Below are 26,055 nucleotides of genomic sequence, written 5' to 3' on the forward strand. Positions count from 1 at the left end.
CGCGGTGAAGCCGCCGCCGTTCGACTACCACCGCCCGGCCACCCTCGGTGAGGCGCTCGACGTCCTCGCCGAGGCGGGCCCGGGCGGGAAGGTCCTCGCGGGCGGCCAGAGCCTGATCCCGCTGCTCAACATGCGCCTCGCCGCGCCCGCGCGCGTCGTCGACGTCAACCGCGTGCCCGGCCTGGACGGCATCGAGGCCGGGCCGTCCGGCGTACGCGTCGGGGCGCTCGCCCGCCACGCCGCCGTCGAGCGCTCGCCCGGGGCCGCGGCGGCCCAGCCGCTGCTGCGGCAGGCGCTGCGCCTGGTCGCCCACCCCGTGATCCGCAACCGGGGCACCGTGGTGGGCAGCCTCGTCCACGCCGACCCCGCCGCCGAGATGCCCGCCGTCCTCGCCCTGCTCGGCGGGGCCGTACGGCTGGCGAGCCTGGACGGGGAGCGGGAGGTGCCGGCCGCGGAGTTCTTCACCGGCCCGATGGAGTCGGCGGCGCGGCCCGGCGAACTGGCCGTGTCGGCGTTCTTCCCGGCGCTGCCGGCGCGGTCGGGCACGGCCTTCCACGAGGTGGCCCGGCGGCACGGCGACTACGCGGTGGCCGGGGTCGCCGCCGCCGTCACCCTGGACGACGACCTCCGGATCTCCGCCGCCCGCGTCGCCTGCGTGAGCGTGGGACCGGTCCCGGTGGTCGCGGACGTGACGGCGGTCTGCGGCCCACGCCCGGCGGCGTCGGTGGCCTGGGACGCGGTGGCGGCCGCCGTACGGGACCTGGTCGAGCCGGAGGGCGACATCCACGCGACGGCGGACTACCGCCGCCATCTCACGGGCGTGCTCGCCGTACGGGCGCTGCGGGACGCCGCCTCCGCGGCCCACGGGGAGGAATCGTGAACGAGACACACCATCGCGTGACGCTGACGGTCAACGGGGTCGTGCGGGAGGCGACGGTGCCCGGGCGGCGGCTGCTGTCCGACTGCCTGCGCCACGACCTCGGCCTCACCGGCACCCACGTGGGCTGCGAGCACGGCGTCTGCGGCGCGTGCACGGTGCTGCTGGACGGCGAGCCGGTGCGGTCGTGCCTGACGTTCGCCGTCACGGTGGACGGCCAGGAGATCACGACGGTCGAGGGGCTGGCCCAGGGCGGCGCGCTGTCGCCGGTCCAGCGGGCCTTCACCGAGTGCCACGCCCTGCAGTGCGGGTTCTGCACGCCGGGGTTCCTGTGCACGGTCACCGCGTTCCTGCGGGACAACCCCGCGCCGTCGGAGGAGGAGGCGCTGGAGGCCGTGGCGGGCAACCTGTGCCGGTGCACCGGCTACCAGAACATCCTCAAGGCGGTCCACCGCGCCGCCGAGATCCAGGCCGCCGAGATCCAGGCCGCCGAGCTTCAGGCCGAGGAGGGCGGGGCATGACCACGAGGCTGTTCGGCGAGCCGGTCCAGCGGCGCGAGGACCCCCGGCTGATCACCGGGCGGGGGCGTTACCTCGACGACCTGGGCGCGGGCGCGCTGGCCGCCGCCTTCGTCAGGTCGCCGCACGCCCACGCGCGGATCCTCGACGTCGACGTGTCGGACGCCCTCGACGTGGACGGCCTGGTCGCGATCTACACCTGGGAGGACCTGCCGGGCGCGCTGGCCGAGCCGCTGCCGCTGCTGATCCCGCACCCGGCGCTCACCCACGGCCGCACGGCGTACCCGCTGGCCCGGGAGATCGTGCGGCACGTCGGGGAGCCGGTCGTCATGGTCGTCGCCCGCGACCGCTACCTCGCCGAGGACGCCTGCGCGCTGATCCGGGTCGGCTACGAGGTGCTCAAGCCGGTCGTGGGCCTGGAGGAGGCCGCCGGGGGCGCGCACCTGGTGCACGACGACGTGCCGGGGAACATCGGCGCGCACCTCGTGCAGGAGGTGCCCGGCCCCGGGGGCGAGACGGCGCGGGAGGCGGTCGACGCGGCCCCGCACCGGCTGGAGTTCCGCCTCGACGTGGAACGCAGCGCGTGCACGCCCCTGGAGGGGAAGGGGGTGTACGCCCGGTGGGACGCCGACGACGCGTCGCTGCGCGTCTACTCCTCCACGCAGACCTCCACCAGCGTGCGAATGGCCATCGCGGCCAAGCTGGGGCTGCCGCTGCCCAAGGTGGAGGTCGTCGCGCCCGACGTCGGCGGCGGCTTCGGCGTCAAGATCGTTCATCCCTGGCCCGAGGAGATCCTCGTCCCGTGGGCGGCCCGGCTGTTGAACCGGGAGCTCAAGTGGACCGAGGACCGGCGCGAGCACTTCGTCTCCTCCTCCCACGAGCGCGGGCAGGTGCAGCACGTGCGAGTGGGCTTCGACGACGACGGCCGCCTCCTCGGCCTGGAGGTGGAGATCCTGCACGACCACGGCGCCTACACGCCGTACGGGATCATCGTGCCGATCATCACCTCGACCCAGCTGCTCGGGCCGTACAAGGTGGGCGCCTACCGGGTCGAGTTCTCCTCGGTCTACACCAACACCGTGCAGGTCACGCCGTACCGCGGCGCGGGCCGCCCGCAGGGCGTCTTCTGCATGGAGCGCACGATGGACAAGATCGCCGCCTACCTCGGCCGGGACCGTACGGAGGTCAGGGCGGCCAACTTCGTCCAGCCGGACGAGTTCCCCTACGACCAGGGCCTGACGTTCCAGGACGGGCGCCCGCTGATCTACGACAGCGGCGACTACCCAGAAGCGCTGCGCATGCTCAAGGAGCTGATCGGCTGGGACTCCTTCCCGGAGGAGAAGGCGCGGGCGGCGGCCGAGGGCCGCAGGATCGGCATCGGCGTCGGCTGCTACGTCGAGGGCACCGGCGTCGGGCCGTACGAGGGCGGCCACGTGCAGATCACCTCCGACGGCCGGGTGCACGTGTCGACCGGCCTCACCTCCCAGGGTCAGGGCCACGAGACGGTGTTCGCGCAGATCGCGGCGACCGAGCTCGGCGTGCCGATCGAGAGGGTGTCGGTCGTCACCGGCGACACCCGGCGCTTCGGCTACGCGGTGGGCACCTTCGCCTCCCGCGCGGCCGTGATGAGCGGCAACGCGATCGCGCTCGCCTGCCGGAAGGTCAGGGAGAAGGCGCTGCGGATCGCGGCCGAGGCGCTGGAGGCCGACCCGCGCGACCTGGAGATCACCGACGGGATGGTCCACGTGGCCGGCGCGCCGTCGGCGTCGATCCCGCTGGCGACCGTCGCCGTGCTGTCCAACCCGCTGCGGTACGCCTTCGACGAGGAGGCCAAGCGGGCCACCCAGTTCGCCGGGCCCGCCTCCGACGACCGGCCGCCGGTGGCGGAGGGGGAGGAGCCCGGCCTGGAGGGCCGCGACTACTACTCGCCGGTCAGGTCGACCTTCGCGGCCGGCATGCACGCCGCGATCGTGGAGACCGACCCGGACACCGCCGAGATCAGGATCCTGCGGTACGCCGTCGTGCACGACTGCGGCAGGCTGATCAACCCGATGATCGTCGAGGGGCAGATCCACGGCGGGGTCGCCCAGGGCGTCGGCGGCGCGCTGTACGAGAAGATGGTCTACGACGAGCACGGCCAGTTGCTGAACGCCTCGTTCATGGACTTCCTGATGCCGTACGCCACGGAGATCCCGCGCATCGAGACGGCCCACCTGGAGACGCCCTCGCCGCTCAACCCCCTGGGGATCAAGGGAGCCGGGGAGGCCGGGGTCATCCCGGTCTCCGCCGTCCTCGCCGCCGCGATCGAGGACGCCGAGGGCATCCCAATCGACCGGATGCCCATCTCCCCCTCCGACCTCCACACCCTGCGGCGCTCTCGGTGAGTGCCGTCAGAGCGCCGGTGTCACGTCCGTGTGGACGAAGTCGTCGCCCGTGAACAGCAGCGGTTCCTGACACTCTCTCGCGAGCGCGTAGGAGAAGCAGTCACCGAAGTTCAGTCCCGCCTTGTGCCCGCTGCCCTTGCCGAAGTCCCAGTAGGCCCGGCGCGCAGTCCGGGCCTGATCGGCTGTCACCGGCATGATCTGCACTCTTATACGGGTGAGGAGGTCGTCCAGCAGCCGCGAGGCGGCGGGATCGCGGGCGCGCTCGACCACCGCCGCCAACTCCAGGTAGGTCCCCGCCGACATCCGTCGCGCCGGTGCGTCCCTGATCGCTCTGGCGAGGTCGACGGCATCCGGCTCCCCTCTGAGGATCGCGACGATCGCGCTGGTGTCGATGATCACGCTGGAAGTCCGGTCTCAGGGTCGTAGAGAAAGTCGCTGGACAGCTCAAGCCCGCCCACCCGAGAGCGGATCTTCGCGGCAAGCGTGAGAATGTCGTCTGCCATCGTGGCGTCCTCAAGCTGCTGACGCTTCGTGAGCAGCCGCTCGTGCCGTTCCCGCAGGGCGGAGATGACGGCGGCGGTCTTGCTCTCACCGGTGAGGGCTCCGATCTCGGCTGCCAGGCGTTCGGCCTCGGGATTCTTGATGTTCAAGCTCATGACCAACCCCTTTCTGCCCTGTCTGCCTTCGGAGTCTACCTTTTCTGCCGCGCCTGAGTCAGGACACCTGGGCGGTGAGGCGCTTGCGGAACACCCAGTAGGTCCAGGCCTGGTAGGCGAGGACGCCCGGCAGGGCGATCAGGCCGATCCAGGTGAGGAGCGTCAGCGTGTACGGCGCGGAGGCCGCCTCGGCCAGGGTCAGGCCGGGCAGGGGCGCCGCCGACAGCACGCCGAAGACGGTGGCGGTGGTGGCGGTGATCGCCGTGGCGGTCGCGGTGAAGGCCCAGCCCTCTCGTCGGCCCCACACCAGCGTCACCCCGGCCGCGAGCGCGGCGGCGGCGAGCAGGGCCGTCCCGAGTGTCCACAGGGGCCCTCTGCCGGGCACGGACGGCAGCGTGCTGAGCGCGACCGGCACCGCGCCGACCGCCGCCAGCAGGGCGGCGCGGCGGGCGCGGGCCCGCACCGCGCCGGTCGTCTTGAGCGCCACGAACACCGCGCCGTGCAGCACGGCCACCGACAGCGACAGGGCCCCGCCGAGCACGGTCGCGAGGGCCGTGCCGAACAGCAGGTTGCCGAAGATCGCGCCCCACAGGAACGCGGGCAGCACGCTGCCGGCGACGATCCCGGCGTCGCACAGGGCGACCTCGCGCCGGGAGTGGACCTTGCCGCGCCACTCCAGGCCGACGCCGCGCACGATCAGGCCCGTGACCACCAGGAAGACCGGCAGGTAGAAGCCGCTCAGCAGGCCGGAGTACCACGCGGGGAAGGCGGCGAACATCGCCCCGATCGCGGTGATCAGCCAGACCTCGTTGCCGTCCCACACCGGGCCGATGGTGCCGAGCACCTGCCTGCGGTCCGCCTCCGAGCGCGACAGCAGCGGCAGCAGGGCGCCCACGCCGAAGTCGAACCCCTCCAGGACGAAGTAGCCCGTCCAGAGGAAGGCGATCACGATGAACCAGAAGGTCGTCATCTCGTGGCTCCTCAGTACATGAGGGTCGGGGTGAGCCGGGTCTCCTCCGCGCGCGCCGGCGGGACCGCGCCGGGGGGCACGGTGGCCGGGGCGGGCAGTTCGGGGCCGGCCTTGACGTGCCGCAGCAGCAGCGCGCCCTCGGCGAGCGCGAGCACGCCGTACAGGACCGTGAAGACGGCCAGGGTGATCGCGACCTCGCCGAGCGAGACGCCGGGCGACACGCTGGCGGCCGTCATGAGCTCGCCCTGCACGGTCCACGGCTGGCGGCCGATCTCGCTGAGCAGCCAGCCGGCGATGATCGCGGCGGTCGGCAGCGGGAGCGCCAGCACGCACAGGCGGGCGAACCAGGCGGGCAGGGGCTCGCCCGATCCGCCATACTGTCCGGCGCGCTGCCCGCCGCGCCGCCCGCGGCGCTTCCTGGTCAGCCAGAGGCCGAGGACGGACAGGCCCACCGTGGCCATGCCAAAGTTGATCATCACACGGAACGACCAGAAGACGACCGGCAGGTTCGGGGTGTAGTCGGCCGGGCCGAAGGCCTTCTCGTACCTCGCCTGGATGTCGTCCACGCCCTGGACCGTCGCGGCGGGGTCGTGCGCGGCGAGCAGGCTGAGCAGGCCGGGCACCTCGACGCCGGGCGCGATCGAGAACGGCGCGCCGGCCGTGTCGTGCCGCAGGCCCTCCGCCGCGGCGAGCTTCATCGGCTGCTGCTCACGCAGGAGCTGACCGGACAGGTCGCCGGTGCCCGCGACCACGGCTCCCGCGATCGCGGTCATCACGAGCGCGGCGCGCAGGGCGGTCCGCCACATGTCCGGGAGGCGGCGCATCGGGGTGGTGGCGTCCTCGGCGGTGATCGTGCGGGCCGGGCGGCCGGGCAGCACGCCGAGGCCGCGCTCGCGCAGGACGCGGTAGCCGATGACGGCGATGACGAACCCGCCGGCCACGACGAACGAGGCGGCCACGACGTGCGGCACCTGGGCGAGCGCGGTCGAGTTGGTCAGCACGGCCCACAGGTCGGTCATCCGGGCCCGGCCGTCCACGACCTCGTAGCCGACCGGGTGCTTCATCCAGGCGTTGGCCGCGAGGATGAAGTAGGCCGACAGGTTGGAGCCGATCACCGCCGCCCACAGGCAGGCGAGGTGGACCCGCTTGGGCAGCCGGTCCCAGCCGAAGATCCACAGGCCGAGGAACGTCGACTCCAGGAAGAAGGCGAGCAGCGCCTCCAGCGCCAGCGGCGCGCCGAACACGTCGCCGACGAAGGTCGAGTAGTCGCTCCAGTTCATCCCGAACTGGAACTCCTGCACGATGCCGGTGACCACGCCCATGGCGAAGTTGATCAGGAAGAGCTTGCCGAAGAACTTCGTGAGCCGCAGGTAGTGCTCCCGGCCCGTACGGAGCCAGGCGGTCTGCAGACCGGCCACGTAGACGCCGAGCCCGATCGTCAGGGGCACGAAGAGAAAGTGGTAGACGGTGGTCACCCCGAACTGCCACCGTGCCAGGTCAAGCGCGTCCATGTCTTCCTCACGCCGAGCTCTACGACTTGTAGTTCTATATTCAGTAGTACTACAAGCTGTAGAGCATTAGGGCCCCGCGAGGTGCGATCTTCGTCACAGCCTCAGGCACGCCGAAGCGGCCCGGTTCGCGGTGCCGGATCCCCGTTCCTTGCAGTACGGACGATGCCTGCCGGGTGGTCCCGGTGACCAGGGACAGATGTCCCGTCCCGCCGGGGCGTGCCCGGCCGGGGCACACGACCAAGAGTGGCCGGACGGCGGCGCGCGCGGCGTCCGCCGCGCGGCTGATTCCGCCGTACGCCGCGCGGTTGACCCTGGAGGCGCCCCTGTCGCGGCCGCCCTGCGATTGCGCATGGAAACGGCGAGGACCTCCGGTTCCGTGTACCGGAGGTCCTCGCCCGATCTTCTGTGGTCCTTTCCGTGCTCCTGCGCGCCTTGCCCCGGGGGTCAGGCGCCGGCCGGGTGGAGGGCCAGCGTGGGGTAGTCGGTGTAGCCGCGGTGGTCGCCGCCGAAGGCCGTGCTCAGGTCCGGCTCGTTCAGCGGAGCGCCGACGCGCAGGCGCAGCGGCAGGTCGGGGTTGGCCAGGAAGGACTTGCCCAGCGCGACGAGATCGGCGCCCCAGCGCAGCCGTTCCGCGGCGGCGGCCCCCGGGTCGGTCGCGGCGGGGTCGTTGACGATCAGGGTGTTCGGCCACAGGTCCCGGATGCGAGCGTCCAGCTCGGTGCCGGTGGCCAGCAGGTGCAGGTAGACCAGGTCGAGGCCGGCGAGCGCGGACACCAGCGCGGGATAGACCTCGTGCGCGTCCTCCTCCACCAGCCCCTGGGCGCCGTTCAGGGGGGAGAGCCGGATGCCCACCCGGGACGGGCCGATCTCGTCCGTGACGGCCTTGGCGGTCTCCACGGCGAACCGGATCCGGCCCTCCACCGACCCGCCGTACCGGTCGTCGCGCAGGTTGGCGTTCTGCGACAGGAACTGGTGGATCAGGTAGCCGTTGGCGCCGTGCAGTTCGACGCCGTCGAACCCGGCGTCCACGGCGCGGCGGGCGGCGGCGGCGAAGTCGCCGACCGTGGCCTCCACCTCATCCGTGGACAGCTCCACGGCCACCGGCGTGTCCTGCGGGCCGGTGGGCGTGAAGATCTGCTCGCCGAGCCGTACGGCGGAGGGGGCGACCGGCAGGCGTCCGCTGTTGTCGGGGTGGCCCACCCCGCCCGCGTGCATGATCTGGGCCACGATCCGGCCGCCCGCCGCGTGGACGGCGTCGGTCACCTCCCGCCACCCCGCGACCTGCTCGTCGGTGTGCAGCCCCGGGGTGTTCATGTAGCCCTGTCCCGCCGCGCTGGGCTGGACGCCCTCCGTCACGATCAGACCGGCCGAGGCGCGCTGGGCGTAGTAGAGCGCGGTCAACGGTGAGGGGATCCCCTCCACGTACGCCCGTGACCGCGTCATGGGCGCCATGACGAGACGGTTCGGCAGGCGGAGGGAACCGAGGTCGTGGGGTGTGAACAGCATGGTCAAGTCCTCCCGAAGTTACTTGGTCGGCCAACTTGGTCGGCCAATAGATACTCATACAACTTGGCCGACCAATTTGCAAGCGGTAGGCTGATCGGCGAGGAGGCGGCGTGATGACGGAGACACGGACCGGCGGCGCGGGGGCGTGCGGAACGACTGCCGGGGCGGGCTCGGGGTCGGGGTGCGGAGCGGCGCCCGGAGAGGACCCGGACAGCCTGAGCTGCCTGATGGCCCAGGCGGCCCTCGGGCACCGTGTCCTGCTCGCCGCGCTGCTCGCCGAGATCGGCCTTTATCCCGGTCAGGACCGGGTGCTCAACGCGTTGTGGGCCAACGGGCCCATGTCCCAGAACCGGCTCGCCGCGGCGGTGGGCATCGACATGTCCACGATGACCAAGAGCCTGCAACGGCTGGAGCGCGGTGGGTTGGTGAGCCGCGCTCCGTCCCCCGGAAACCGGCGGATCAGTGTGGTGAGCACGACGCCGGAGGGCGACGCCCTGCGGCCCGAGGTCCGCCGGGTCGAGGAGGAGCTCCACCGGCGGCTGTCCGACGGTCTGACGCCGGAACAGGTCGAGACCCTCCGCTCCCTGCTGGGGGTGGTCCGCCGCAACATCTGCCGCGAGACCGCGTCGTCCCCGCTCTCCGGGACGGAGCTTCCCGTCACGGTCACGGCCTCCCGGTAACCGGCCGGGTGAGGTCCGCGTCACCGCCACGCCGAGGCCGGGCACATCTTGCCGTTCTCGCCGTACGGGTGATTTTCTGGTGTGCTTCGCATCGGAGGTGGCCATGAAGGTCTCGGGCAGCGCGCTGGTCGCGGCGGAGCGCAAGCGGGTCTGGGACGCCCTCCAGGACCCCGGCGTCCTGGTGCGGACGATCCCCGGCTGCGAGCGCCTGGAGACGGTCGGGGAGAACGTGTACGCGATGACGGTCACGGCGGGGGTCGCCTCGGTCAGGGGCGTCTACCAGGGTGAGGTCGCCCTGCGCGACCAGGAGGAGCCGGACCGGTTCACGCTCGGCGCGCGCGGCCAGGGCGCCCCCGGCACCGTCGAGGCCACCGTGGCCGTACGGCTGAGCGACGCCGAGGGCGGCACCCGGGTCGACTTCGACGCCGAGGCCGTCGTCGGCGGCATGATCGGCGGCGTGGGGCAGCGGATGCTCGCCTCGGTGGCCAAGAAGACCGCCGGGGAGTTCTTCTCCGCCGTCGAGCGGCACCTGCTGTCCGCCTCCGCCGTTCCCGCCACGGTGACCGCCGCGGTGTCCGCCGCTGTGTCCGGAGCCGTGCCGGAAGCCGTGTCCGGAGCAGTTCCGGCGGCGACGGCCGCGGCCGGTGACACGACGCCCCGGGTGTTCACCCGAGAGGCCCCCGCCGCGCCCCGCCAGGGCGTGCCGGCCTGGACGATGCTCGCGGCCTTCGGCACGGGCGCCGGGGTGGCCCTCGGCAGCGCCGTCATCGGCTGGCTCCTCGGCCGCGACTCCCGCCGCCGTTAGCTCGTGTCTGAGCGGGGGAATCGCCTGGAGGGCGCACCGGTTGGGACATGTCGTGAAAGTCGAGATCTTCTCTGATGTCGTGTGTCCCTGGTGCTACATCGGGCACCACCGGCTCCAGCAGGCCGTACGCCTCTTCGAGGGGGACGTCGAAGTGGAGCACCGCCCCTTCCAGCTCGACCCGGACGGCGTCTCCACCGGTGAGCCGCTGCTGCGCGCGCTGGAGCGCAAGTTCGGCGGCGCCGCACAGGTGGCCCAGATGACCGCTCGCGTCGCGGGCGTGGCGGCCGAGGACGGGCTGGACCTCCGCTTCGACCGGGCGCTGCAGGCCGGCACGTTCGAGGCGCATCGGCTGATCTGGCTGGCCGAACGGGCCGGACGCGGAGCGGCGATGGCCGAGCGGCTCTTCCGGGCCCACTTCACCGACGGCCTGAACGTGGGGGACTCCGGCACGCTGGCCGGGCTCGCCGCCGAGACCGGCGTCGAGGACACCGGGGAGGGTGCCGAGCAGGTGCGCGCGGAGCTGGCCCGCGCCCGCGCGCTGGGCGTGCGCTCCGTCCCGCTGTTCCTGTTCGAGGAGAAGTTCGCCGTCTCGGGCGCGCAGCCCGTCGAGACGCTCGTGGCCGCGCTGCGGGAGGTCGAGGCCCGTACGGCCCAGGAGACGGCGGCAGAGAAGGCGGGCGCGGGGTGTGACGACGGCGCCTGCGCGGTCTGAGTCCCGCAGGCGGCCCGGGCGGGCGGCTCGGGTAGGCAGGTCGGGTAGGCAGGGTCTGACGACGGTGTCCGGATTCTTCGGCAGAGTGCGCCGGTTCTTCCCGGTGGCGGCGCTCGGTAGACACTGAGCATGTCCATCCGCATCGGGGTAGACACCGGCGGCACCTTCACCGACGTCGTTCTCGTCGACGAGGAGTCCGGCCGCGTCGTCACGACCAAGACTCCCTCCACTCCTGCCAACCCGGCCGATGGTTTCATGGCAGGCGTGCACAAGGTGCTGGAGGCCCACGGGGGGTCCCGCGACCTCGATGCCGTCGCCGCCCTCGTCCACGGCACGACCGTCGCCACGAACCAGTTGCTGGAGGACCGCCCGGACGGCACCGCCCACCTGGGGTTCGTCACCACCGAGGGGTTCGAGTCCGTCCTGGAGATCGCCCGGCAGAGCGTGCCGGACGGCTACGGCAACTCCTACTTCTGGGTGAAACCGCCGCGGATCGTGCCCGCCCACCGGGTGCGTACCGTGGGAGGACGGCTCGACCACCTCGGTGGGGAGATCCGGCCGTTCGACGAGAAGCAGGCCGCGGACGCCGCGCGGTGGTTCAGGGAGCGGGGCGTCACCGCGATCGGCGTGTGCCTCCTGCACTCCTACGCCAACCCCGCCCACGAGCGGCGGATGCGGGAGGTGCTGGAGCGCGAGCACCCGGAGGCCGTCGTGTCGCTGTCGAGCGACGTGCTGCGGGAGTACCGGGAGTACGAGCGGTCGGTCACCACGCTGGTGGACGCGGCGGTCAAGCCGATCATGCGGCGCTACATCGGGAACCTGTCCGAGCGGCTCGGCCGGCCCTTCTCGGTCATGAAGAGCAACGGCGGCGTGCTCTCGGCGGCCGAGGTGGTGCACCAGCCGATCACGACCGTCCTGTCCGGCCCGGCCGCGGGCGCGCTCGGCGCCGCCCTGGTGGCCGGGGCCGCCGGGCATCCGAGCGCGATCACCCTCGACGGCGGCGGCACCTCGACCGACGTGGCCGTGGTGGTCGACGGAGAGCCCTCGCTGACGACCGAGGGCAGGATCGGCCGTTATCCCTGCAAGATCCCGATGATCGACATCGTCACGGTCGGGGCGGGCGGCGGGTCGATCGCGTGGGTCTCCCCGGAGGGCACGCTGAAGGTGGGCCCCCGCTCCGCGGGCGCGGACCCCGGGCCGATCTGCTACGGCGGAGGCGGCGCCGAGGTGACGGTGACCGACGCGCACGTCTTCCTCGGCCGGGTGCCGCCGCACCTGCTCGGCGGGGAGATCCGCCTCGACGTCTCCGCCGCGCGGGCGGGCGTCGAGGCGCTCGCCGCCCGGCTCGGGCTGACCCCCGAGCGCTGCGCCACCGGGATCCTGGAGATCAGCGCCTTCAACCAGTCGAACGCGATCCGGCAGATCACCGTGCAGCGCGGGCTCGACGTGCGGGACTTCCCGCTGGTCGCGTTCGGCGGGTCCGGCCCGCTGCTGGCCTGCCGCCTGATCGACGTCCTCGGGCTGCCCGCCGCGATCATCCCGCCCGACCCGGGGAACGTGTCCGCGTTCGGCCTGCTCACCGTGGACGTGAAGAACGACTACGTCCGCACGCACGTCACCCGTGAGCCGTCGCCGCGGGTGCTCGGCGAGATCCTCGCCGACCTGGAGGCCGAGGCGGCGGACGCGCTCGGCCGCGAGGGCTTCGCCGAGCACGTGTACGCGCGCAGCGCCGACCTGCGCTACTACGGCCAGGCGTACGAGGTGCGGGTGGCCGCGCCGGACGGTCCCGTGGACGACGCGTGGCTCGCCGTGGTCGCCGGCCGGTTCCACGCCGAGCACGAGAGGCTCTACGGGTACGGCTACCGCGACGATCCCCGGCACGCCGTCGAATGGGTCAACCTCCGGGTGTCCGGCATCGGCCCGATCACCCGGCCGAAGCTCGCGCGCAAGCCGTACCAGCCGGACGAGCCGAGCCCGGTCGGCACCCGCGACGTGTACTACGAGCGGTGGGGCAGGACCGTCGTCTACCGCCGCGACGACCTCGGCGCGGGCGCCGTCGTCCGCGGCCCCGCCGTCGTCGAGGAGTACGGCTCGACCCTGCCGGTGCATCCCGGCTTCACGGCGACCATGGACGACTACGGCAACCTCGTGGTGGTGAGCGATGACCGGTAGGACCGCCGACCCCGTGCTCGTGGAGATCGTGGAGGGCACGCTCGCCTCAGTCGAGACGGAGGTGGAGACCGCGATCGCGCGGACCGCCCGGTCGCCGATGATCCGCGACGCGCACGACTTCCGGGCCGGCATCCACGACGCGCGGCTGCGCAAGCTGACCGGCCGTTCCTATTCGGCGCTGGTGCAGCCGGTCGTGCGCGACTTCCCGATCGGGACGATGCGGCCCGGCGACGTGTTCTTCCACAACGACGTCTATCTCTCCGAGGGGGGCATCGGCCACCTGCCCGACCTGTGCGTGACGGTGCCCGTCTTCCACGATGGCGAGGTCGTCGCGTTCGTCCAGGCGTTCGGCCACCACGACGACATCGGCGGCGCGGTGCCGGGATCGATGCCGTCGCACGCGCGCAGCGCGTTCGAGGAGGGCCTGATGGTCCCGCCGATCAGGCTCTGGGATCAGGGGGTGCCCAACCGCGCCGCTCTCACGATCATGACGCGCAACTCCCGCATGCCCGACGCGCTGGCCGGGGACCTCGACGCCGAGTGCTCTGCCTGCCTCATGGGGGCCCGGCGGCTCGGCGAGCTGTTCGGCCGGTACGGCCGGGAGGCGGTCGAGGCCTGCTTCGACGCGATCATCTCCAAGACGACCGAGACCTTCCGGCGGGAGCTGCTGGCGAAGATCCCCGAGGGCGTCCACGTCTGGGAGGACTACGCCGAGCACGACGGCGTGGACGAGCCGCGCCTGCACACCCAGCGGATCACGCTGACCGTCGACCACTCCTCGGACACCCCGCTGACCATCGATTTCACCGGCACCTCGGCACAGGCCAAGGGGCCGATCAACCACGCCGGCGACTACGCCGGCGGCGTCTTCCTGAAGAAGTGGCTGGCGCCGATCCTGCGCAACCTCGCCGACACCCCCGAGCGGATGGCCGAGCTCGACGTCAACGAGGGCGTCGTGCCGCTGATCAGGATGGTCTTCCCGGAGAAGGGCACCCTGCTCACGCCGATCTTCCCCGCGCCCACCAACGCCCGTACGTTCGTGATCCTCCGCCTGCTCGGCGTGCTGGCGGGCGTGCTGGCCAAGGCGACCGGCGGCCGGATGCCGGCCGACCAGGAGACGATCCGCTACACCGGCGTGTACGGCGAGTCGGACGACGGGCCGTACCTCATGCGCGAGGTGCTGGGCGGCGGGTCGGGCGGGCGCTGGTACGCCGACGGGGAGGACACCATTCACGTCGTGCCCGACAGCCGCAACATCCCCGCGGAGTTCGCCGAGGCGCGCTGGCCGTTCCGGGTCGAGCGGCTGGGCCTGGCGGTGGACAGCGGCGGGCCGGGGGAGTTCCGCGGCGGTCTCGGCTACGACAAGCACATCCGGATGCTGCGGGACGCCTCGTTCATGTCGATCGCCGACCGCTCGATCCTGTCGTGCTGGGGCGTCAACGGCGGCCGGGCCGGCCGGCCCTTCCAGGTCACGGTCGACGGCGTGGAGATGGAAGGCCTGGTTGACGACTTCCCCGTACGCGCCGGGCAGGTCATCCGCATCCGCACGACCGGGGGAGGCGGCTGGGGCTCGCCGTACGACCGGCCGGCCGAACGCGTCGCCGCCGACGTCCGCGACGGGAAGGTCTCCTTCGAGGGCGCGCGTGAGGACTACGGCGTCGTCCTCACCGGCACCCGCGACGACGTCGTCGTGGACGCCGAGGCGACCGCGCGCCTGCGGGAGCGGCTGCGGGAGACGACGCCTGCGGCCTTCTTCGACCGCGGCCCCGGTTATCCCCGGCTCTCCGGCGGCCTCCCCCACGCCGAGGTCGACACCGTGTGAGCGATCACCGCACCTGGGGGCGGCCCGACGGAATGGCCCGGGAAATTCTTGCCGGCGTCGCCCGGAGCTCCGCTTCCAGCTCGGCGACCAGGTGCTGAATCGTCGCCTTCATCCGGAGGCGGCGTCCGTTCAGTTCCTCGCCGAAGGCGCGGGCCGTCGACCCCACCCACACCGGGTGCCCTCCGAACAGCGCACAGACCTGGTCGAGTGACGTCTCCAGGACCCCGGCGTGCTCACGTACCAACGCGAGCACGGTCTGGAGATCGCGGTATTCGGGATTTGCCACCAGATCATCATCTGTGGGCACGTTTCGGGCTCCCATATCGAATGGCCGAAAGTCAGGTGGCCGCACGGTGCTGACACCTGAGATTATGTGGTCGCATAAGGTTCCGGCCAGACACGGAGGCGGATTCGATGCCCGGCGCGCCCCTTTCCGCACGGATATGCCCTATCGCCGGCGCGCTCCTTCTGACGCTTCTTGCTCCGGTGGCCTGCTCCTCGGAAGAAACTCCTACGGCAGCGGAAGCGGGTCAAACGCTCAGAACGCATATTCTGCAACTATTGAAGGAACGCAACGCGCAGGACGTGACCATCACCGACCCCGGCGGCAAAGACATCCCCTGCGGCGACGGCAGAGCCAAACAAACCTTCGCCGCCACAGGAGAAGATCTACCGACGCGCGGTTCGGATGCGCTGACAGATGCCCTTCTGGGGGCCCTGAAGCGAGTCGCTCCATATGGGCTCGTCACCTCCGGGAGGCCGGGCGAGCCGATGCGGGTACGGAACTCTGCGTCTCATACCTCTCTGACGCTCGCTTCTTCTGAGAGCGGTCAGTACGTCGTTCGCGGCGAGACCGAGTGCCTCACGAGTCACTAGAGCGATGCGCGAACAGACGTGCACGGCTCAACGCCGCCGTCTTCCGGCCATCGAAACGATCTCCCAGGAACCTGCTCACGTCTCCCAGCGATTTCTTGTCACCGCCCATGCCGTTGGTGATGAACCATTGGTCGAGGGCACGCAGGCATCGACGTCGTCCAGACGTGAGGGGTCCCCGGCCTTCAGCATCGGCGGCACGTTCACCCCGACGAGCCGCCTGGCGAGGTCGCCCATGCCCCGGTCGAAGGGCCTGCGGTCCCGCGCGTCTCCGGCGAAGGCGAGCAGGAACCGGAAGGTGTCCTCCGGGCTGAGCCGGAACGCCGGTGACAGGCCAGGCACCCGTGACTCGACCGGGCCGAAGGCGCTGGGCAGCAACTGGTTGGAGTCGCCGAGGTTCGCGCCCTCGGCCATCTCCGTGGCGTACGCGCCCGCTGTCTCGGCGAGATGGACACGCGTGGGTGGGGCGAAGCGGAAGCCCGAGGTGCCGGTGACGACGGCGTACGCGAACCGCGCCGCGACGTCGCTGTGCGCCCCGTCCCTCTCGTCGTACGCGCCGGACGGCGAGGAGGCGTCCGAACGCGTCCGCGGGCTCAGCGTCCCCGGACGTACGGCGGTTCAGGTCCCGCAGGAACGCCACCAGGCCGGGCCGCCGGTCGCGCGTCCCGCCCGCGTGGGCGAGCAGCGACATGGCGTCCCGGGGAAGCGGGCTGTCCCCGGTCGCCGGCGCGATCGCGAGCCGTGCCGCCGCCGGGTTCTCGCTCAGCGCCTTGAGGTACGGCGTCAGCGTGGCGCCGTTCGACTCGTCGCCGGGCAGGAACATCTGGGTGACCACCACCTCGGCCAGCCACTCGGTGGGCAGGTGCGCGGCGGACAGCAGGTCGCCGATGCTCATGCGGTCCTCGTCCCGGTCCGCTCTGGCGCGCACGGCGGCGGCGACGGCCGCGAACCCGGGGACCACCGGCCCGCCGCTCACCGCCGAGCCGAACGCCCGGCTCACGGTCCGTACGGCGTCGTCCACGTTCTCCTGCAGGATGTGGCGCAGGCGCCGGGGGGAGCTCCACCGTGCGGCGCGCACCGATGCCGGCGAAGGAGGCGGCGGTGAACTCGGCGTCGTCGGCGTGGGCGGCCAGCCTCTCGACGATCTCGCGGTACTCGTCCACGAGATGGACGTCGAACGGCGCGTCCAGATCGACGTCCCGGTACGCCGCGGCGAGCGCGCCGCCCAGCCGGCGGGCCTCGGCCGCGCCGAGGAGGCTCGTCTCGTCGTACGGGACGAGCGCCGACGAGGCCGTGAGCCGAGCGGGCGACCAGCCGGTCGTGTTGGCGAGGCTCACCGCCAGGCGGTGGCGGCGGCGCAATACCTCCCATCGTGCCGGGCCGTCCGGGATTGGCGGCGGTGCCGTTGGGTAGCCGTCCAGTAACGGCACAAACAGGATGGTGAGTTCGAAATGGCGAATATCGTCCAGCGCATCCGGGACTACCTGCAGACCCCCAAGGGCCGCGAGAACATGGAGAAGGCCAAGACGATGGCCCGTGATCCCGAGAACCAGCAGCGGCTGCGCCGCCTGATGGACCAGGTGCGCGGGCACCGTACGCCGCGCTGAGCCTTCCGGTCGTACGGCGGAGCGGCGGGGCCGATGGGGGACCACGGCTGGACATCGGCCCCGAAGTACCGAAAATATGCGTCACAAGGATAGGTTCGCGTATCGGGAAGAGCTGATCGCCGAGATGGAGAAGGCGCCTGCGGCGTACGGGCACCGGCGCGTGGCGCCGGGGCGGTGACCGCCGTGACCAGGCCGGACGCGCGCACCCTGATCGCGCGGGTGCTCGACCCGCACTCGTGGAAATCGTGGGACGGGCCGCCGCTCGACCGGGCCACGCCGGGGTCGGAGTACGCGGCCGAGCTCGCCCGGGTGCGGGCGAGGACGGGATACGACGAGTCGGTCGTCACCGGGGAGGGAACTCTCGACGGCCGCCGCGTCGCCGTGATGGCCTGCGAGTTCTCCTTCCTGGCCGGTTCGATCGGGGTGGCGGCGGCCGAACGGCTCGTGCGGGCGGTCGAGCGGGCAACCTCCGAACGGCTGCCGCTGCTCGCCGCCCCGGCCAGCGGCGGCACCCGGATGCAGGAGGGCGCCCTGGCCTTCACCCAGATGGTGAAGATCACCGCCGCGGTCGGCGCGCACCGCGCCGCGGGGCTGCCGTACGTCGTCTACCTGCGCCATCCGACCACGGGCGGGGTGTTCGCGTCGTGGGGCTCGCTCGGGCACGTGACCGCCGCGGAGCCGGGCGCGCTGATCGGCTTCCTCGGGCCACGGGTGTTCGAGTCGCTGCACGGCTACCCGTTCCCGGAAGGCGTCCAGGTCGCGGAGAACCTCCACGCCCACGGGCTGGTCGACGCCGTGGTCTCGGCCGAGGACGCCCGGGAGATCGCCGTCAGGGCGCTGGCCGTGCTCTGCGCGCCCCGCTCGGGGCTGTCGCCCGGCCCGGAGCCCGAGGAGGCGGCCGAGCCGGTCCCGGCGTGGGAGGCGGTGACGCGTTCCCGGCGCGACGACCGGCCCGGCATCCGCGAACTGCTGAAGCACGGGGCGCGCGACGTCACCCCGCTGCACGGCACCGGCACCGGCGAGCGCGACCCCGGGCTGCTGCTCGCGCTGGCCAGGTTCGGCACGGCGCCCGCCGTCGTCCTCGGCCAGGACCGGCGGCGGCGCGGCGGCAGCGGACTCGGCCCCGCCGGTCTGCGGGTGGCCCGGCGCGGCATGCGCCTGGCCAGCGAACTGGGCCTTCCCCTGGTCACGGTCATCGACACGGCCGGAGCGGCGCTGTCGAGGGCGGCCGAGGAGGGCGGCCTCGCCGCCGAGATCGCCCGCTGCCTGGCCGACCTCGTCATGCTCGACGCGCCGACCGTGTGCCTGCTCCTTGGGGAGGGCGCCGGCGGCGCGGCGCTGGCCCTGCTCCCGGCCGACCGGGTCGTCTGCGCGCAGCACGCCTGGCTGTCCCCGCTTCCGCCCGAAGGCGCGTCGGCGCTGCTGTACCGGACCGTCGACTTCGCCCCCGAGATCGCCGCGGCCCAGGGCGTCCGCGCCACCGACCTGCGGCGGAACGGGATCGTCGACCGGGTGGTCCCGGAGCGTCCCGACGCGGCGTACGAGCCGGAGGCGTTCTGCGGCCGGGTCGCCGCGACGCTGGAGCACGAGATCGCCGGCCTGCTCGCCCGCCCGGCGGACGAGCGGACGGCCGCCCGATCCGCCCGCTACCGCGCCCTCGGCCTCTGACCGGCTGCTACCCGGAAGGCGGCGTCACCGGTCGCCCGGCTCCTGGCCGTCCGGCCGGTCGGGACCGAGCGGCACGGGCACCCGTTCCACCCGGACGGCGTGCACCTCGTCGCGGGGCACCACCACCTCGTACGCGCCGTGGTCCACCAGCCAGTAGCCGAGCGTCTCGGCCTTGAGGCCGTTGTGGCCGGTGTAGGCGATGTGGAGGCCGCCCTCCCCGCCGTCGCCTCCGTCGTCCTCGTCCAGCACCAGGCAGGGCTCCCCGCCGAACGCCCCGACCGTGCGCAGCAGGGTGAGCCGGTCCAGCGCGGACCGGTCCACCCGCAGCCGCCAGTAGCCGCCGGCGGCGGTGAAGCCCTCCTGCGGCGCCTCGCTGAACAGCACCACGTCGTCGCTGCCCGGCCCGAGCGCCGCCGCGTACTCCCGGTCGCGGTAGAGGGCGACGAACCCCAGGCCGACCGGTTCGCCGCCGTTCGCCGGGCCGGTCACAGGGCCGGTCACAGGGCCGCTCATCGGGCCGGCCGCCAGGTCAGGCCGTCGTACGCGGCGAAGGGACGCGCGCCGGCCGGCGTGAGGTGCACGATCTCCGCGCCCGCGGGGATCGGCATCGGCATCGTGTGGAACTGCGGCACCACCTGCTCGCGCGAGGCGGTGAACCCGTTCCCCGTGAAGGGCGGTGCATCGCTCCAATCTCCGCCCATGTGCTGGCCGTACGGGACGACATAGGTGTCGATGTCCCGGGCGTCCCACCGCATGACGTACAACTCGGGCACGTCCGGCGTGAGCTCCGACCCGTCGAAGCCCAGATCGAGGGCTTCGACGAGCGCGGCGGGCGAGGTGAGGCGGTCGCAGTCCTGCACCCGGTAAACGTACCCGGAGATGATCGTGCGCCGGCCCGACAGGTACGGCACGAGCAGCCGCGGCGGAATCACCTTCTGCATCCGCGTCCTGTGTCCCGGCTCGTTCATGGGGGGTAGTTTACGATCTGTTGACACCCAGCCGTCGGTGTTCCAGCGAGGGGACGGTGGCGCGTGCGGTCGCCGTCCAGGCGGGGTCGATCTCCGCGACCAGCACGCCGGGGCCGGGGCCCAGGTCGTGGCGGGCCACGCCCATCGGATCGACGAGCATGCTGCGGCCGACACCGAACCCGTCCGGTATGGCGGGGTTGGGAGCCTGGCCGACGGCGATCGTGCAGGTGGTGTTCTCGATGGCCCTGGCCCTGACGAGGGTCGTCCAGTGGTCCTCCTTGAGCGGCCCCGAGCCCCAGGCGGCGATCACCGCGAACGTGTCCGCGCCCTGGTCCACCAGTGCTCGCGCGAGCTCGGGGAACCGGACGTCGTAGCAGGTGACCAGGCCGATCCTGAGCCCGGCGAGCTCCACGACCACCGGTTCGTCCCCCGGCGCGACCAGGCTCGACTCCTTCGCGCCGAAGGAGTCGAATAGGTGGATCTTGCGGTAGGCCGCGGCGAGCGAGCCGTCCGCCCGCAGGGCGACGGCGGTGTTCCACACCCGGCCGTCCTCGGCGGGTTCGAAGACGCCGGCGATGACGGCGACGCCGTGCTCACGCGCCGCCTCGGCGAGGCCGGTGACGAACGGTCCGTCGAGCGGTTCGGCCGTGTGCGTCACGCCGCGCCCGAACCGGGTGAGCGTGGCCTCGGGGAACACGGCGAGGTCCGCTCCCGGCACCCGGGCGAGGGCGTCACGCACGGTCTCGAGGTTGGTCTTCGGGTCGTGGTCGACGGGGATCTGGCACAGCGCTATGCGGGTCACGGCTCCCAGTCTGCCCGGCGGGCGGCTCTCCCCACCAGGTGAGCGTCCGCCAGACCTGCTCCAGCGGGCCGTACCGGTGACGGGCCAGCCACCACCGGCTGAAGGCGGCCTGCGCGGCCAGGGTCACGAGGGTGAGCCCCACGACGACGACGGCGCCGGAGCCGCCGCCGGCCGGTGGCGGGAGCACCGCCGCGATCACCAGCGTGCCCGTGACGTAGTTGGTCAGCGCCATCCGTCCCAGGGCCTCGAACAGGGCCGTCCGGCGGGCGAGCAGCAGGAACGCCGCCGCGTAGGCGGCCGCGCCGCTCACCGCCGCCGCCTGGTAGACGCCGCCCTCGGGCGGCGCGTGGTTCCACCACCAGGTCAGCCCGGCCGTGAGCGCTCCCGCCGCCGCGCAGACGGCCGCGAGGACCCACGTCCGGCCCGCGCCTCCCGTGCCGTCCGCCACGTTCGGGGCGGCGGCCAGACCGAGCAGGAACAGCGCCGTGATCAGCACGTACGGCTCGGAGTCGAGCAGGGAGGCGGCCAGCGTGCCGCAGCCGAGCAGCAGCACCGTCCAGCGGGGCAGCAGGCTCGCCGGGAGCAGGACCGCCACCCCCAGCAGCGCGTACGGCAGCAGCACCCCGCCGGGATGCACCAGGGTGTGCGCCGCGCCCAGCACGGCCAGCACCGCGAGGCGCCGGAGCAGGACGACCCGGGGGCGGGCAGCGCGCTTCCGCGCCGAGCGGAGGAACAGCGCGAAGGACAGGCCGAACAGGAACGCGAAGATCGGGTAGAAGCGGCTCTGGACCAGGTTCTCCATCACCCAGCCGAAAGGGGACGGGTCGCGCCGCTCCGCCGTCCACTGCCAGGTGTTCACGAGCATGATCCCGCAGACGGCGAACCCGCGCAGCGCGTCGACCCGCCGGATCCTGCCCACCGTCACGCTCCCTGTCACACCCCGTACGTCGGCGGCTCCGGCCGTTCGAACGGCATCAGGTGCACCTGCCGCGCGACCGTGAACTACTGCCCATCGTCCAGCCGGTGCTGGTCCGCCAGGCATTCACGCACCCCGTTCTCGGCCGCGGCGAAGGACGGATGGCTTTCACCCACGACCTGCCGAGCCAGTCTCAGCGACTCTTCGTACAGTTGGAGGGCAGGGGTCGTGTCGCCGAGCAGCCGCATGACCCGGGCGAGGTTGTTCATGGAGACGATGTTCGCCGGATGGGTCTCGCCCAGAACCTTGCGCCGCAGCGCGAGAACCTTCTGATGGAGCTCACGTGCCTCTTCCAGATCCCCTCGCGCGCGCAACACCTCCGCAAGGTTGTTCATCCATACGAGATTGTCGGGATGCTCCTCTCCCAGCAGCTCGCTCCCAACCCTTACTACCTCGGTAGCGAGACTATGGGCTGTGGAAAGGTCGCCGAGACGGCGGCACACCTTGCCGAGATTGTTCATGGCGATCAGAGTGTGATTGTCGCGTTTACCAGATGTGCGTAACCGCGTCGAAACAATCTGCTCGTACAGGTGTCTCGCTTGGGGCAGATGCTCCTCCTGTTCCATGAGGACACCGCCCAGATCATTCATCGTCTGGATGGTGTTCGGATGGTCCTCTCCGAAACCCCGGCGGTAGACAGGGAGAATCTGCTCATAAAGGTTCTTCGCTTCGTCCAAATTCCCGAGCCCGTGAGCAACCAGGGCAAGACAGTTCGTCAGGCGCAGCAGGCGTGGGTCCGTGTCGGAGAGTTTCTCCTGACCGATGCGCCAGGCTCGGCGGCACAACTCTTCGGCCACCGCGTAGTCGCCGCTCCGGAAGAGCCGAATGCCAAGCTCGCCGAATAGTTGTGCGGCGAGAACCAACTCTTTCTCGCGAGACGTCGCCACTCCGTTCGTGAGTTGGGTCCAGACCTTCTCCGCATGGGGAAGCAGGGTGGAAGCGCGTCTCCAGCCATCCGGGTGCCGTTCATCTACCTGGACTCCTGCCCACAGAAGAGCCAAAGCTGCGTTCAGCCAGCGTGCGACGCTCCAGGATGAGGACGGGTCTCTCCTCGGTACGGCTTTCGCCTGTAAGACGCGTAGCCATCGCGAACTGCGGTTGCCATCGGCTGTGATCCTGTCCCGGAGCACATCGGAGATCAACTGGTGAACGCGAATGTGCTCGGCGGTGGCCGAGGTGAGAAGGGACGCCTGGAGGAGTGTCGCGATGGTCTGATCGAGCCCCACGACATCGGTACAAGCGCGCGCGAGCGCGCGAGGAAGCGCGGACGGGCTCATCGCGGGCAGTCCTCGGGGAACCTCCGTCGGCGCCATTACCGAGAGAACGCGAAGGAGTTGCATGGCCGCGGTGTCGCGTCGCGAGACCCAGTCGAAGGAAAGCTCGAGAGTCGCCTCCACGCTGACGCGATTGAGGCCTGAGCCATGCCGAAGCAGGCGTGCCCGACTGGAGTCGTAGCGCTGCAGGTAGTCGCGGAGACCGATGCCGGAGTCACGGCAATACGCGCCCGCCTGTTCCAGCGCGAGAGGCAGGCCGCCAAGTCTCGCCGCCAGTTTCGCGGAGGAGTCCTGGTCGGTGTCGCCGGCGCGGTTGCGCAGGAAGCGAGAGGCCTCTTCCTGTGGGAAAACCTGTAGGAGCAGCGTCTCCGCGAGGCGATCGAACTGAGGGTTCCTGGACGTTATGAGGACCTGGCCGCCTGACGTGACGGGTACCAGATCCAGCAGGTCCTCGACGATCCTGGCGTCGTCGAATATGAGTAGCCATCCTGCTCGCTCGCTGAGCAGTCCCACGACTTTCTTCGCTGTGGACTCGGCGGTTGTGGAGGACAGGTTCAGTTGGCGGCCGAGCTCTGCCAGGGAAGAGATTACCGACGTTCGGCTCCCCGCCGGGATCCACCATCCCAAAGTGACCGACGGGCGTTGGCGATGCGCGTAAGCGAGAGCGAGCTGTGTTTTCCCGACGCCTCCCATGCCGCACAGCAGTAGCGCCCGGCCGCTTCCGCGCATCAATATCGTGCCGATCCTGCGAAACTCCGCTCTCCGGTTGCTGAATTCCTTCGCAGGAGCTGGGATGTTCCAGAGCTGGGCATCGCCGTTCGGGACGACCGTAACCGGGGAAGTTGAATGTCCGGCTGGCATGCCGTGCCGTGTGCGTAACTCCATCACCAGTACGGGAATCGCGAGCAGTATGCAGATGGGCCATGCAAGCCACAGACTCGATCGCCAGGAGTCGGGAAGGGCGTTCGACGCGACATTGGTCGTCGCCGGCAGCAGGACGATGGCGATGACCGAAGTGGTCAGAAGCCAGGAGGTCCGACGAGGTGGCAAGATCGACTCCTTCGAACGCCCTTCGGGGACGGCCTCCGCTGCCCCTCACAGATTACTTGGGGAGAGCGTCCGTGACGACATTGCCGGGCAGGTGAAGAGTCACAAATCGGGCAGTGCTGGCGGACGAGTCGGGAGGTGGTCTCTGAGCCGAAGGTAGCGAGTCTTTCGGCCGATCTGCACGAGAGCGAACTCTTAATCGTGGTAACGGCCGGCCGCACCTCCGGTGCTACGTTGGTCCGGTCGGCAGCTGAATGCGTAATATGGGACGTCTTTCACAGAATGCCTTCTAGGCCTTACCAAGGGAGTCTGCGGGCGTGCGGCGGAGGAGTACGCCGGCTGGATTATGTGTACCGCGCTAATGTCCTGAGAGCTCGGCGCACGTCGGGTGATTAATTTTCTTATCGTTTTCATTGCGCTATCAAGGTTTCTTACCTCATTGCCTGCATCTTGAAGGCTTCAGGTAGGCTCACGGCGTGAGGGAGCCTCTGGTGCGGCGGATGCGGGAGTTTGGCACGACCGTGTTCGCCACGATGACGAAGCTGGCCGTGGAGACGGGCTCGATCAACCTGGGTCAGGGTTTCCCGGACACCGACGGGCCGGAGCGCATGCTGGAGCGGGCGGCGGAGGCCGTCCGGGGCGGCCTCAACCAGTACCCGCCCGGTCCCGGCCTGCCCGAGTTGTGCCAGGCGGTGGCCGAGCACCGCAAGCAGTGGTACGGCCTCTCCTACGACCCCGACGGCGAGATCCTCGTGACCGTCGGCGCCACCGAGGCGATCGCCGCGGCGGTCCTCGCGCTCTGCGAACCCGGTGACGAGGTCATCGTCTTCGAACCGTACTACGACTCCTACGCCGCGGCCGTCGCACTGGCGGGAGCCGTACGCAGGGCGGTGACGCTGCGCGTGGACGCGGGGCGGTTCACCTTCGACCCGGCGGAGCTGAAGGCGGCGGTCACTCCCCGCACCCGCGCGATCCTGGTCAACTCGCCGCACAACCCCACCGGGACCGTGTTCACCCGGGGGGAGCTGGAGTGCGTCGCCCGCGTGTGCCGCGAGCACGACCTGGTCGCCGTCACCGACGAGGTCTACGAGCACCTCGCCTTCGACGGCGTCGAGCACGTGCCGCTGGCCACCCTGCCCGGCATGCGCGAGCGCACGATCATGATCTCGTCGGCGGGCAAGACGTTCAGCGTCACCGGCTGGAAGACCGGATGGGTGTGCGCCCCGGCGCCCCTCACCGGCGCGGTGCGGACGGTCAAGCAGTTCCTCACCTACACGGCGAGCGCCCCCTGGCAGGCCGCGACCGCGTACGCGCTGCGCGAGGAGATGGACTGGGTCGAGGCCCAGCGAGTGTCCCTGCAGGCCAAGCGTGACCGGCTGATCGCCGGGCTGGAGGAGGCGGGGTTCGGGGTGCTGCGCCCCGCCGGCACCTACTTCGTGCAGACCGACATCCGGCCGCTCGGCTTCACCGACGGGCTCGACCTCGCCCGGCGGCTGCCCGAGCTGGCGGGAGTCGTCGCCATCCCCACCCAGGTCTTCTACGACCACCCGGACCGTGGCCGCCACTTCCTGCGGTTCGCCTTCTGCAAGCGGGACGAGGTCATCGACGAGGCCGTCACCCGCCTCCGCCGCCTCTCCTGAAGGCGCCGCGTCAGTTCAGCACCTGAACCTGCGTCAGGCGCACTCCCTTGTCGCTGACGAAGTAGACGCTGGACGCAGACTCACCCGGTCCCCTTGTGAAATACCTGGCGCTTGTCCACCTCAGCATCCGGCGGGTCGAACTCGCCCGCGTAAGGGCGTGGCTGTCCGAAAACCCAATGCCGCCGGACCTTTTTTCATGGCAAATCTTGTCGTAGACGGACCGGGCCTCAGGCACGCATCTTGTCACTGACAAGTTCGGTCGGGCGACGCGGGAGCGCCGGACCACCCCCGAACGGAGACGCACATGACCGAAGCCCAGGCCCTGCCCGGCGTGGCCTCTACGTCCCGGCTCGTGTGCAGCGTGGAGATGGTGCATCGGATGGGCCCGCGTGACAGCGATGCGGGATCTCGAACGCCGGCGACTCGATCACCGACGGCCGGTGCTTCCCGCCGGTCTCCGTCCGCTCGCGGCGGGCACATCACCTCGCCGGTAGTGAGAGAGCGATCGAGGGCCGTGAGCGCACCGGCCGCAGGACACCGCCTCCGCTGACAGGGCAGCGGCCGGGGCCGAGTCTGCCCGAATCAGC

General features: G+C 71.4%; 24 protein-coding genes. 12 read left to right on the forward strand and 12 right to left on the reverse strand.

Translation table 11 applies throughout. From position 1 onward, the window contains the following. Window positions 1-4 precede the first annotated feature (4 nt). The 3 genes from Mam01_RS11905 to cutA are packed head-to-tail and all read left to right on the forward strand — an operon-like array spanning window position 5 to window position 3,779. Complete coding sequence (locus tag Mam01_RS11905; RefSeq protein WP_204285420.1) at window positions 5-880, forward strand: FAD binding domain-containing protein; 876 nt, start codon at window positions 5-7, stop codon at window positions 878-880. Then, window positions 877-1,398, forward strand: a complete 522-nt coding sequence (locus Mam01_RS11910; protein WP_239101237.1) for a (2Fe-2S)-binding protein — start codon at window positions 877-879, stop codon at window positions 1,396-1,398. The genes Mam01_RS11905 and Mam01_RS11910 overlap by 4 nt, the downstream gene beginning before the upstream one ends. Further along, window positions 1,395-3,779, forward strand: a complete 2,385-nt coding sequence (gene cutA / locus Mam01_RS11915; RefSeq protein ID WP_204285421.1) for an aerobic carbon-monoxide dehydrogenase large subunit — start codon at window positions 1,395-1,397, stop codon at window positions 3,777-3,779. The genes Mam01_RS11910 and cutA overlap by 4 nt, the downstream gene beginning before the upstream one ends. Before the next feature lie 6 nt (window positions 3,780-3,785). Here cutA and Mam01_RS11920 read toward each other — a convergent pair whose 3' ends face one another. The 5 genes from Mam01_RS11920 to Mam01_RS11940 form a co-directional block, all read right to left on the reverse strand. Beyond that, window positions 3,786-4,178, reverse strand: coding sequence for a type II toxin-antitoxin system VapC family toxin (locus Mam01_RS11920; RefSeq protein WP_204285422.1), 393 nt, complete (start codon window positions 4,176-4,178; stop codon window positions 3,786-3,788). Beyond that, the gene (locus Mam01_RS11925; protein ID WP_204285423.1) at window positions 4,175-4,435 is read right to left on the reverse strand and encodes a type II toxin-antitoxin system VapB family antitoxin; all 261 of its coding nucleotides are present in this window, start codon (window positions 4,433-4,435) and stop codon (window positions 4,175-4,177) included. Before Mam01_RS11925 ends, Mam01_RS11920 begins: the two co-directional genes overlap by 4 nt. 58 nt (window positions 4,436-4,493) lie before the next feature. Continuing rightward, on the reverse strand, window positions 4,494-5,405 hold the full coding sequence (cydB, locus tag Mam01_RS11930) for a cytochrome d ubiquinol oxidase subunit II (RefSeq protein WP_204285424.1): 912 nt from the start codon (window positions 5,403-5,405) through the stop codon (window positions 4,494-4,496). An 11-nt stretch (window positions 5,406-5,416) separates the two neighbouring features. Next, window positions 5,417-6,916 (reverse strand): cytochrome ubiquinol oxidase subunit I, encoded by a 1,500-nt coding sequence (locus Mam01_RS11935; RefSeq protein ID WP_204285425.1) that lies wholly within the window; start codon window positions 6,914-6,916, stop codon window positions 5,417-5,419. A gap of 444 nt (window positions 6,917-7,360) precedes the next feature. Beyond that, window positions 7,361-8,422, reverse strand: a complete 1,062-nt coding sequence (locus Mam01_RS11940) for an alkene reductase (RefSeq protein ID WP_204285426.1) — start codon at window positions 8,420-8,422, stop codon at window positions 7,361-7,363. Window positions 8,423-8,535: 113 nt separating this feature from the next. Here Mam01_RS11940 and Mam01_RS11945 point away from each other — a divergent pair, with 113 nt between their 5' ends. The 5 genes from Mam01_RS11945 to Mam01_RS11965 all read left to right on the forward strand — a co-directional run bounded on the left by Mam01_RS11945 (window position 8,536) and on the right by Mam01_RS11965 (window position 14,613). After that, window positions 8,536-9,102, forward strand: coding sequence for a MarR family winged helix-turn-helix transcriptional regulator (locus Mam01_RS11945; protein WP_204285427.1), 567 nt, complete (start codon window positions 8,536-8,538; stop codon window positions 9,100-9,102). Between the two features lie 79 nt (window positions 9,103-9,181). Continuing rightward, window positions 9,182-9,907, forward strand: coding sequence for an SRPBCC family protein (locus Mam01_RS11950; protein WP_239101238.1), 726 nt, complete (start codon window positions 9,182-9,184; stop codon window positions 9,905-9,907). A gap of 52 nt (window positions 9,908-9,959) precedes the next feature. Further along, a complete protein-coding gene (locus Mam01_RS11955) occupies window positions 9,960-10,619 on the forward strand; it encodes a DsbA family oxidoreductase (protein WP_204285428.1) in 660 nt (219 codons plus the stop codon). A 129-nt stretch (window positions 10,620-10,748) separates the two neighbouring features. Next, a complete protein-coding gene (locus Mam01_RS11960) occupies window positions 10,749-12,791 on the forward strand; it encodes a hydantoinase/oxoprolinase family protein (protein ID WP_204285429.1) in 2,043 nt (680 codons plus the stop codon). Continuing rightward, entirely contained in the window at window positions 12,781-14,613 is a 1,833-nt protein-coding gene (locus Mam01_RS11965; RefSeq protein WP_204285430.1) for a hydantoinase B/oxoprolinase family protein, read from the forward strand. Before Mam01_RS11960 ends, Mam01_RS11965 begins: the two co-directional genes overlap by 11 nt. Before the next feature lie 4 nt (window positions 14,614-14,617). Here the strand turns inward: Mam01_RS11965 and Mam01_RS11970 are convergent, their stop codons facing one another. Both Mam01_RS11970 and Mam01_RS11975 read right to left on the reverse strand, forming a co-directional pair. After that, window positions 14,618-14,899 carry a hypothetical protein gene (locus Mam01_RS11970; RefSeq protein ID WP_204285431.1) on the reverse strand — a complete coding sequence of 94 codons (282 nt, stop codon included), beginning with the start codon at window positions 14,897-14,899 and terminating at the stop codon, window positions 14,618-14,620. Window positions 14,900-15,564: 665 nt separating this feature from the next. Continuing rightward, on the reverse strand, window positions 15,565-15,900 hold the full coding sequence (locus tag Mam01_RS11975) for a hypothetical protein (RefSeq protein WP_204285432.1): 336 nt from the start codon (window positions 15,898-15,900) through the stop codon (window positions 15,565-15,567). 275 nt (window positions 15,901-16,175) lie between these two features. Between Mam01_RS11975 and Mam01_RS11980 the strand changes: the two genes are divergently transcribed. The 3 genes from Mam01_RS11980 (at window position 16,176) to Mam01_RS11990 (ending at window position 18,761) form a co-directional block, all read left to right on the forward strand. Then, the gene (locus tag Mam01_RS11980; RefSeq protein WP_204285433.1) at window positions 16,176-16,910 is read left to right on the forward strand and encodes a hypothetical protein; all 735 of its coding nucleotides are present in this window, start codon (window positions 16,176-16,178) and stop codon (window positions 16,908-16,910) included. A gap of 27 nt (window positions 16,911-16,937) precedes the next feature. Beyond that, the gene (locus Mam01_RS11985; RefSeq protein ID WP_191909961.1) at window positions 16,938-17,093 is read left to right on the forward strand and encodes a hypothetical protein; all 156 of its coding nucleotides are present in this window, start codon (window positions 16,938-16,940) and stop codon (window positions 17,091-17,093) included. A gap of 183 nt (window positions 17,094-17,276) precedes the next feature. Continuing rightward, window positions 17,277-18,761, forward strand: a complete 1,485-nt coding sequence (locus Mam01_RS11990) for a carboxyl transferase domain-containing protein (protein WP_204285434.1) — start codon at window positions 17,277-17,279, stop codon at window positions 18,759-18,761. A gap of 24 nt (window positions 18,762-18,785) precedes the next feature. Here Mam01_RS11990 and Mam01_RS11995 read toward each other — a convergent pair whose 3' ends face one another. The 5 genes from Mam01_RS11995 to Mam01_RS12015 form a co-directional block, all read right to left on the reverse strand. Next, window positions 18,786-19,262, reverse strand: coding sequence for a hypothetical protein (locus tag Mam01_RS11995; protein ID WP_239101239.1), 477 nt, complete (start codon window positions 19,260-19,262; stop codon window positions 18,786-18,788). Between the two features lie 8 nt (window positions 19,263-19,270). Then, entirely contained in the window at window positions 19,271-19,729 is a 459-nt protein-coding gene (locus tag Mam01_RS12000) for a hypothetical protein (RefSeq protein ID WP_225311188.1), read from the reverse strand. A gap of 10 nt (window positions 19,730-19,739) precedes the next feature. Then, window positions 19,740-20,531, reverse strand: a complete 792-nt coding sequence (locus tag Mam01_RS12005; RefSeq protein WP_204285436.1) for a carbon-nitrogen hydrolase family protein — start codon at window positions 20,529-20,531, stop codon at window positions 19,740-19,742. After that, window positions 20,461-21,450, reverse strand: coding sequence for a DUF418 domain-containing protein (locus Mam01_RS12010; protein ID WP_204285437.1), 990 nt, complete (start codon window positions 21,448-21,450; stop codon window positions 20,461-20,463). The genes Mam01_RS12005 and Mam01_RS12010 overlap by 71 nt, the downstream gene beginning before the upstream one ends. 83 nt (window positions 21,451-21,533) lie before the next feature. Next, window positions 21,534-23,831: a tetratricopeptide repeat protein gene (locus Mam01_RS12015; protein WP_204285438.1), complete on the reverse strand. Its 2,298-nt coding sequence runs from the start codon at window positions 23,829-23,831 to the stop codon at window positions 21,534-21,536. A 473-nt stretch (window positions 23,832-24,304) separates the two neighbouring features. Here Mam01_RS12015 and Mam01_RS12020 point away from each other — a divergent pair, with 473 nt between their 5' ends. Further along, entirely contained in the window at window positions 24,305-25,468 is a 1,164-nt protein-coding gene (locus Mam01_RS12020) for a pyridoxal phosphate-dependent aminotransferase (protein ID WP_204285439.1), read from the forward strand. Window positions 25,469-26,055: the final 587 nt, after the last annotated feature.

It is taken from the genome of Microbispora amethystogenes (assembly GCF_016863015.1).
In the GTDB taxonomy this organism is placed as follows: domain Bacteria; phylum Actinomycetota; class Actinomycetes; order Streptosporangiales; family Streptosporangiaceae; genus Microbispora; species Microbispora amethystogenes.

Coding starts and splice junctions, on each gene's coding strand:
- Mam01_RS11960 (WP_204285429.1), top strand. CDS start 10,749: ATGTCCATCCGCATCGGGGTAGACACCGGCGGCACCTTCACCGACGTC.
- Mam01_RS11940 (WP_204285426.1), bottom strand. CDS start 8,422: ATGCTGTTCACACCCCACGACCTCGGTTCCCTCCGCCTGCCGAACCGT.
- Mam01_RS11935 (WP_204285425.1), bottom strand. CDS start 6,916: ATGGACGCGCTTGACCTGGCACGGTGGCAGTTCGGGGTGACCACCGTC.
- Mam01_RS11975 (WP_204285432.1), bottom strand. CDS start 15,900: ATGGCCGAGGGCGCGAACCTCGGCGACTCCAACCAGTTGCTGCCCAGC.
- Mam01_RS12000 (WP_225311188.1), bottom strand. CDS start 19,729: ATGAACGAGCCGGGACACAGGACGCGGATGCAGAAGGTGATTCCGCCG.
- Mam01_RS11985 (WP_191909961.1), top strand. CDS start 16,938: ATGGCGAATATCGTCCAGCGCATCCGGGACTACCTGCAGACCCCCAAG.
- Mam01_RS11945 (WP_204285427.1), top strand. CDS start 8,536: ATGACGGAGACACGGACCGGCGGCGCGGGGGCGTGCGGAACGACTGCC.
- cydB (WP_204285424.1), bottom strand. CDS start 5,405: ATGACGACCTTCTGGTTCATCGTGATCGCCTTCCTCTGGACGGGCTAC.
- Mam01_RS11980 (WP_204285433.1), top strand. CDS start 16,176: ATGGCGTCCCGGGGAAGCGGGCTGTCCCCGGTCGCCGGCGCGATCGCG.
- Mam01_RS11925 (WP_204285423.1), bottom strand. CDS start 4,435: ATGAGCTTGAACATCAAGAATCCCGAGGCCGAACGCCTGGCAGCCGAG.
- Mam01_RS11965 (WP_204285430.1), top strand. CDS start 12,781: ATGACCGGTAGGACCGCCGACCCCGTGCTCGTGGAGATCGTGGAGGGC.
- cutA (WP_204285421.1), top strand. CDS start 1,395: ATGACCACGAGGCTGTTCGGCGAGCCGGTCCAGCGGCGCGAGGACCCC.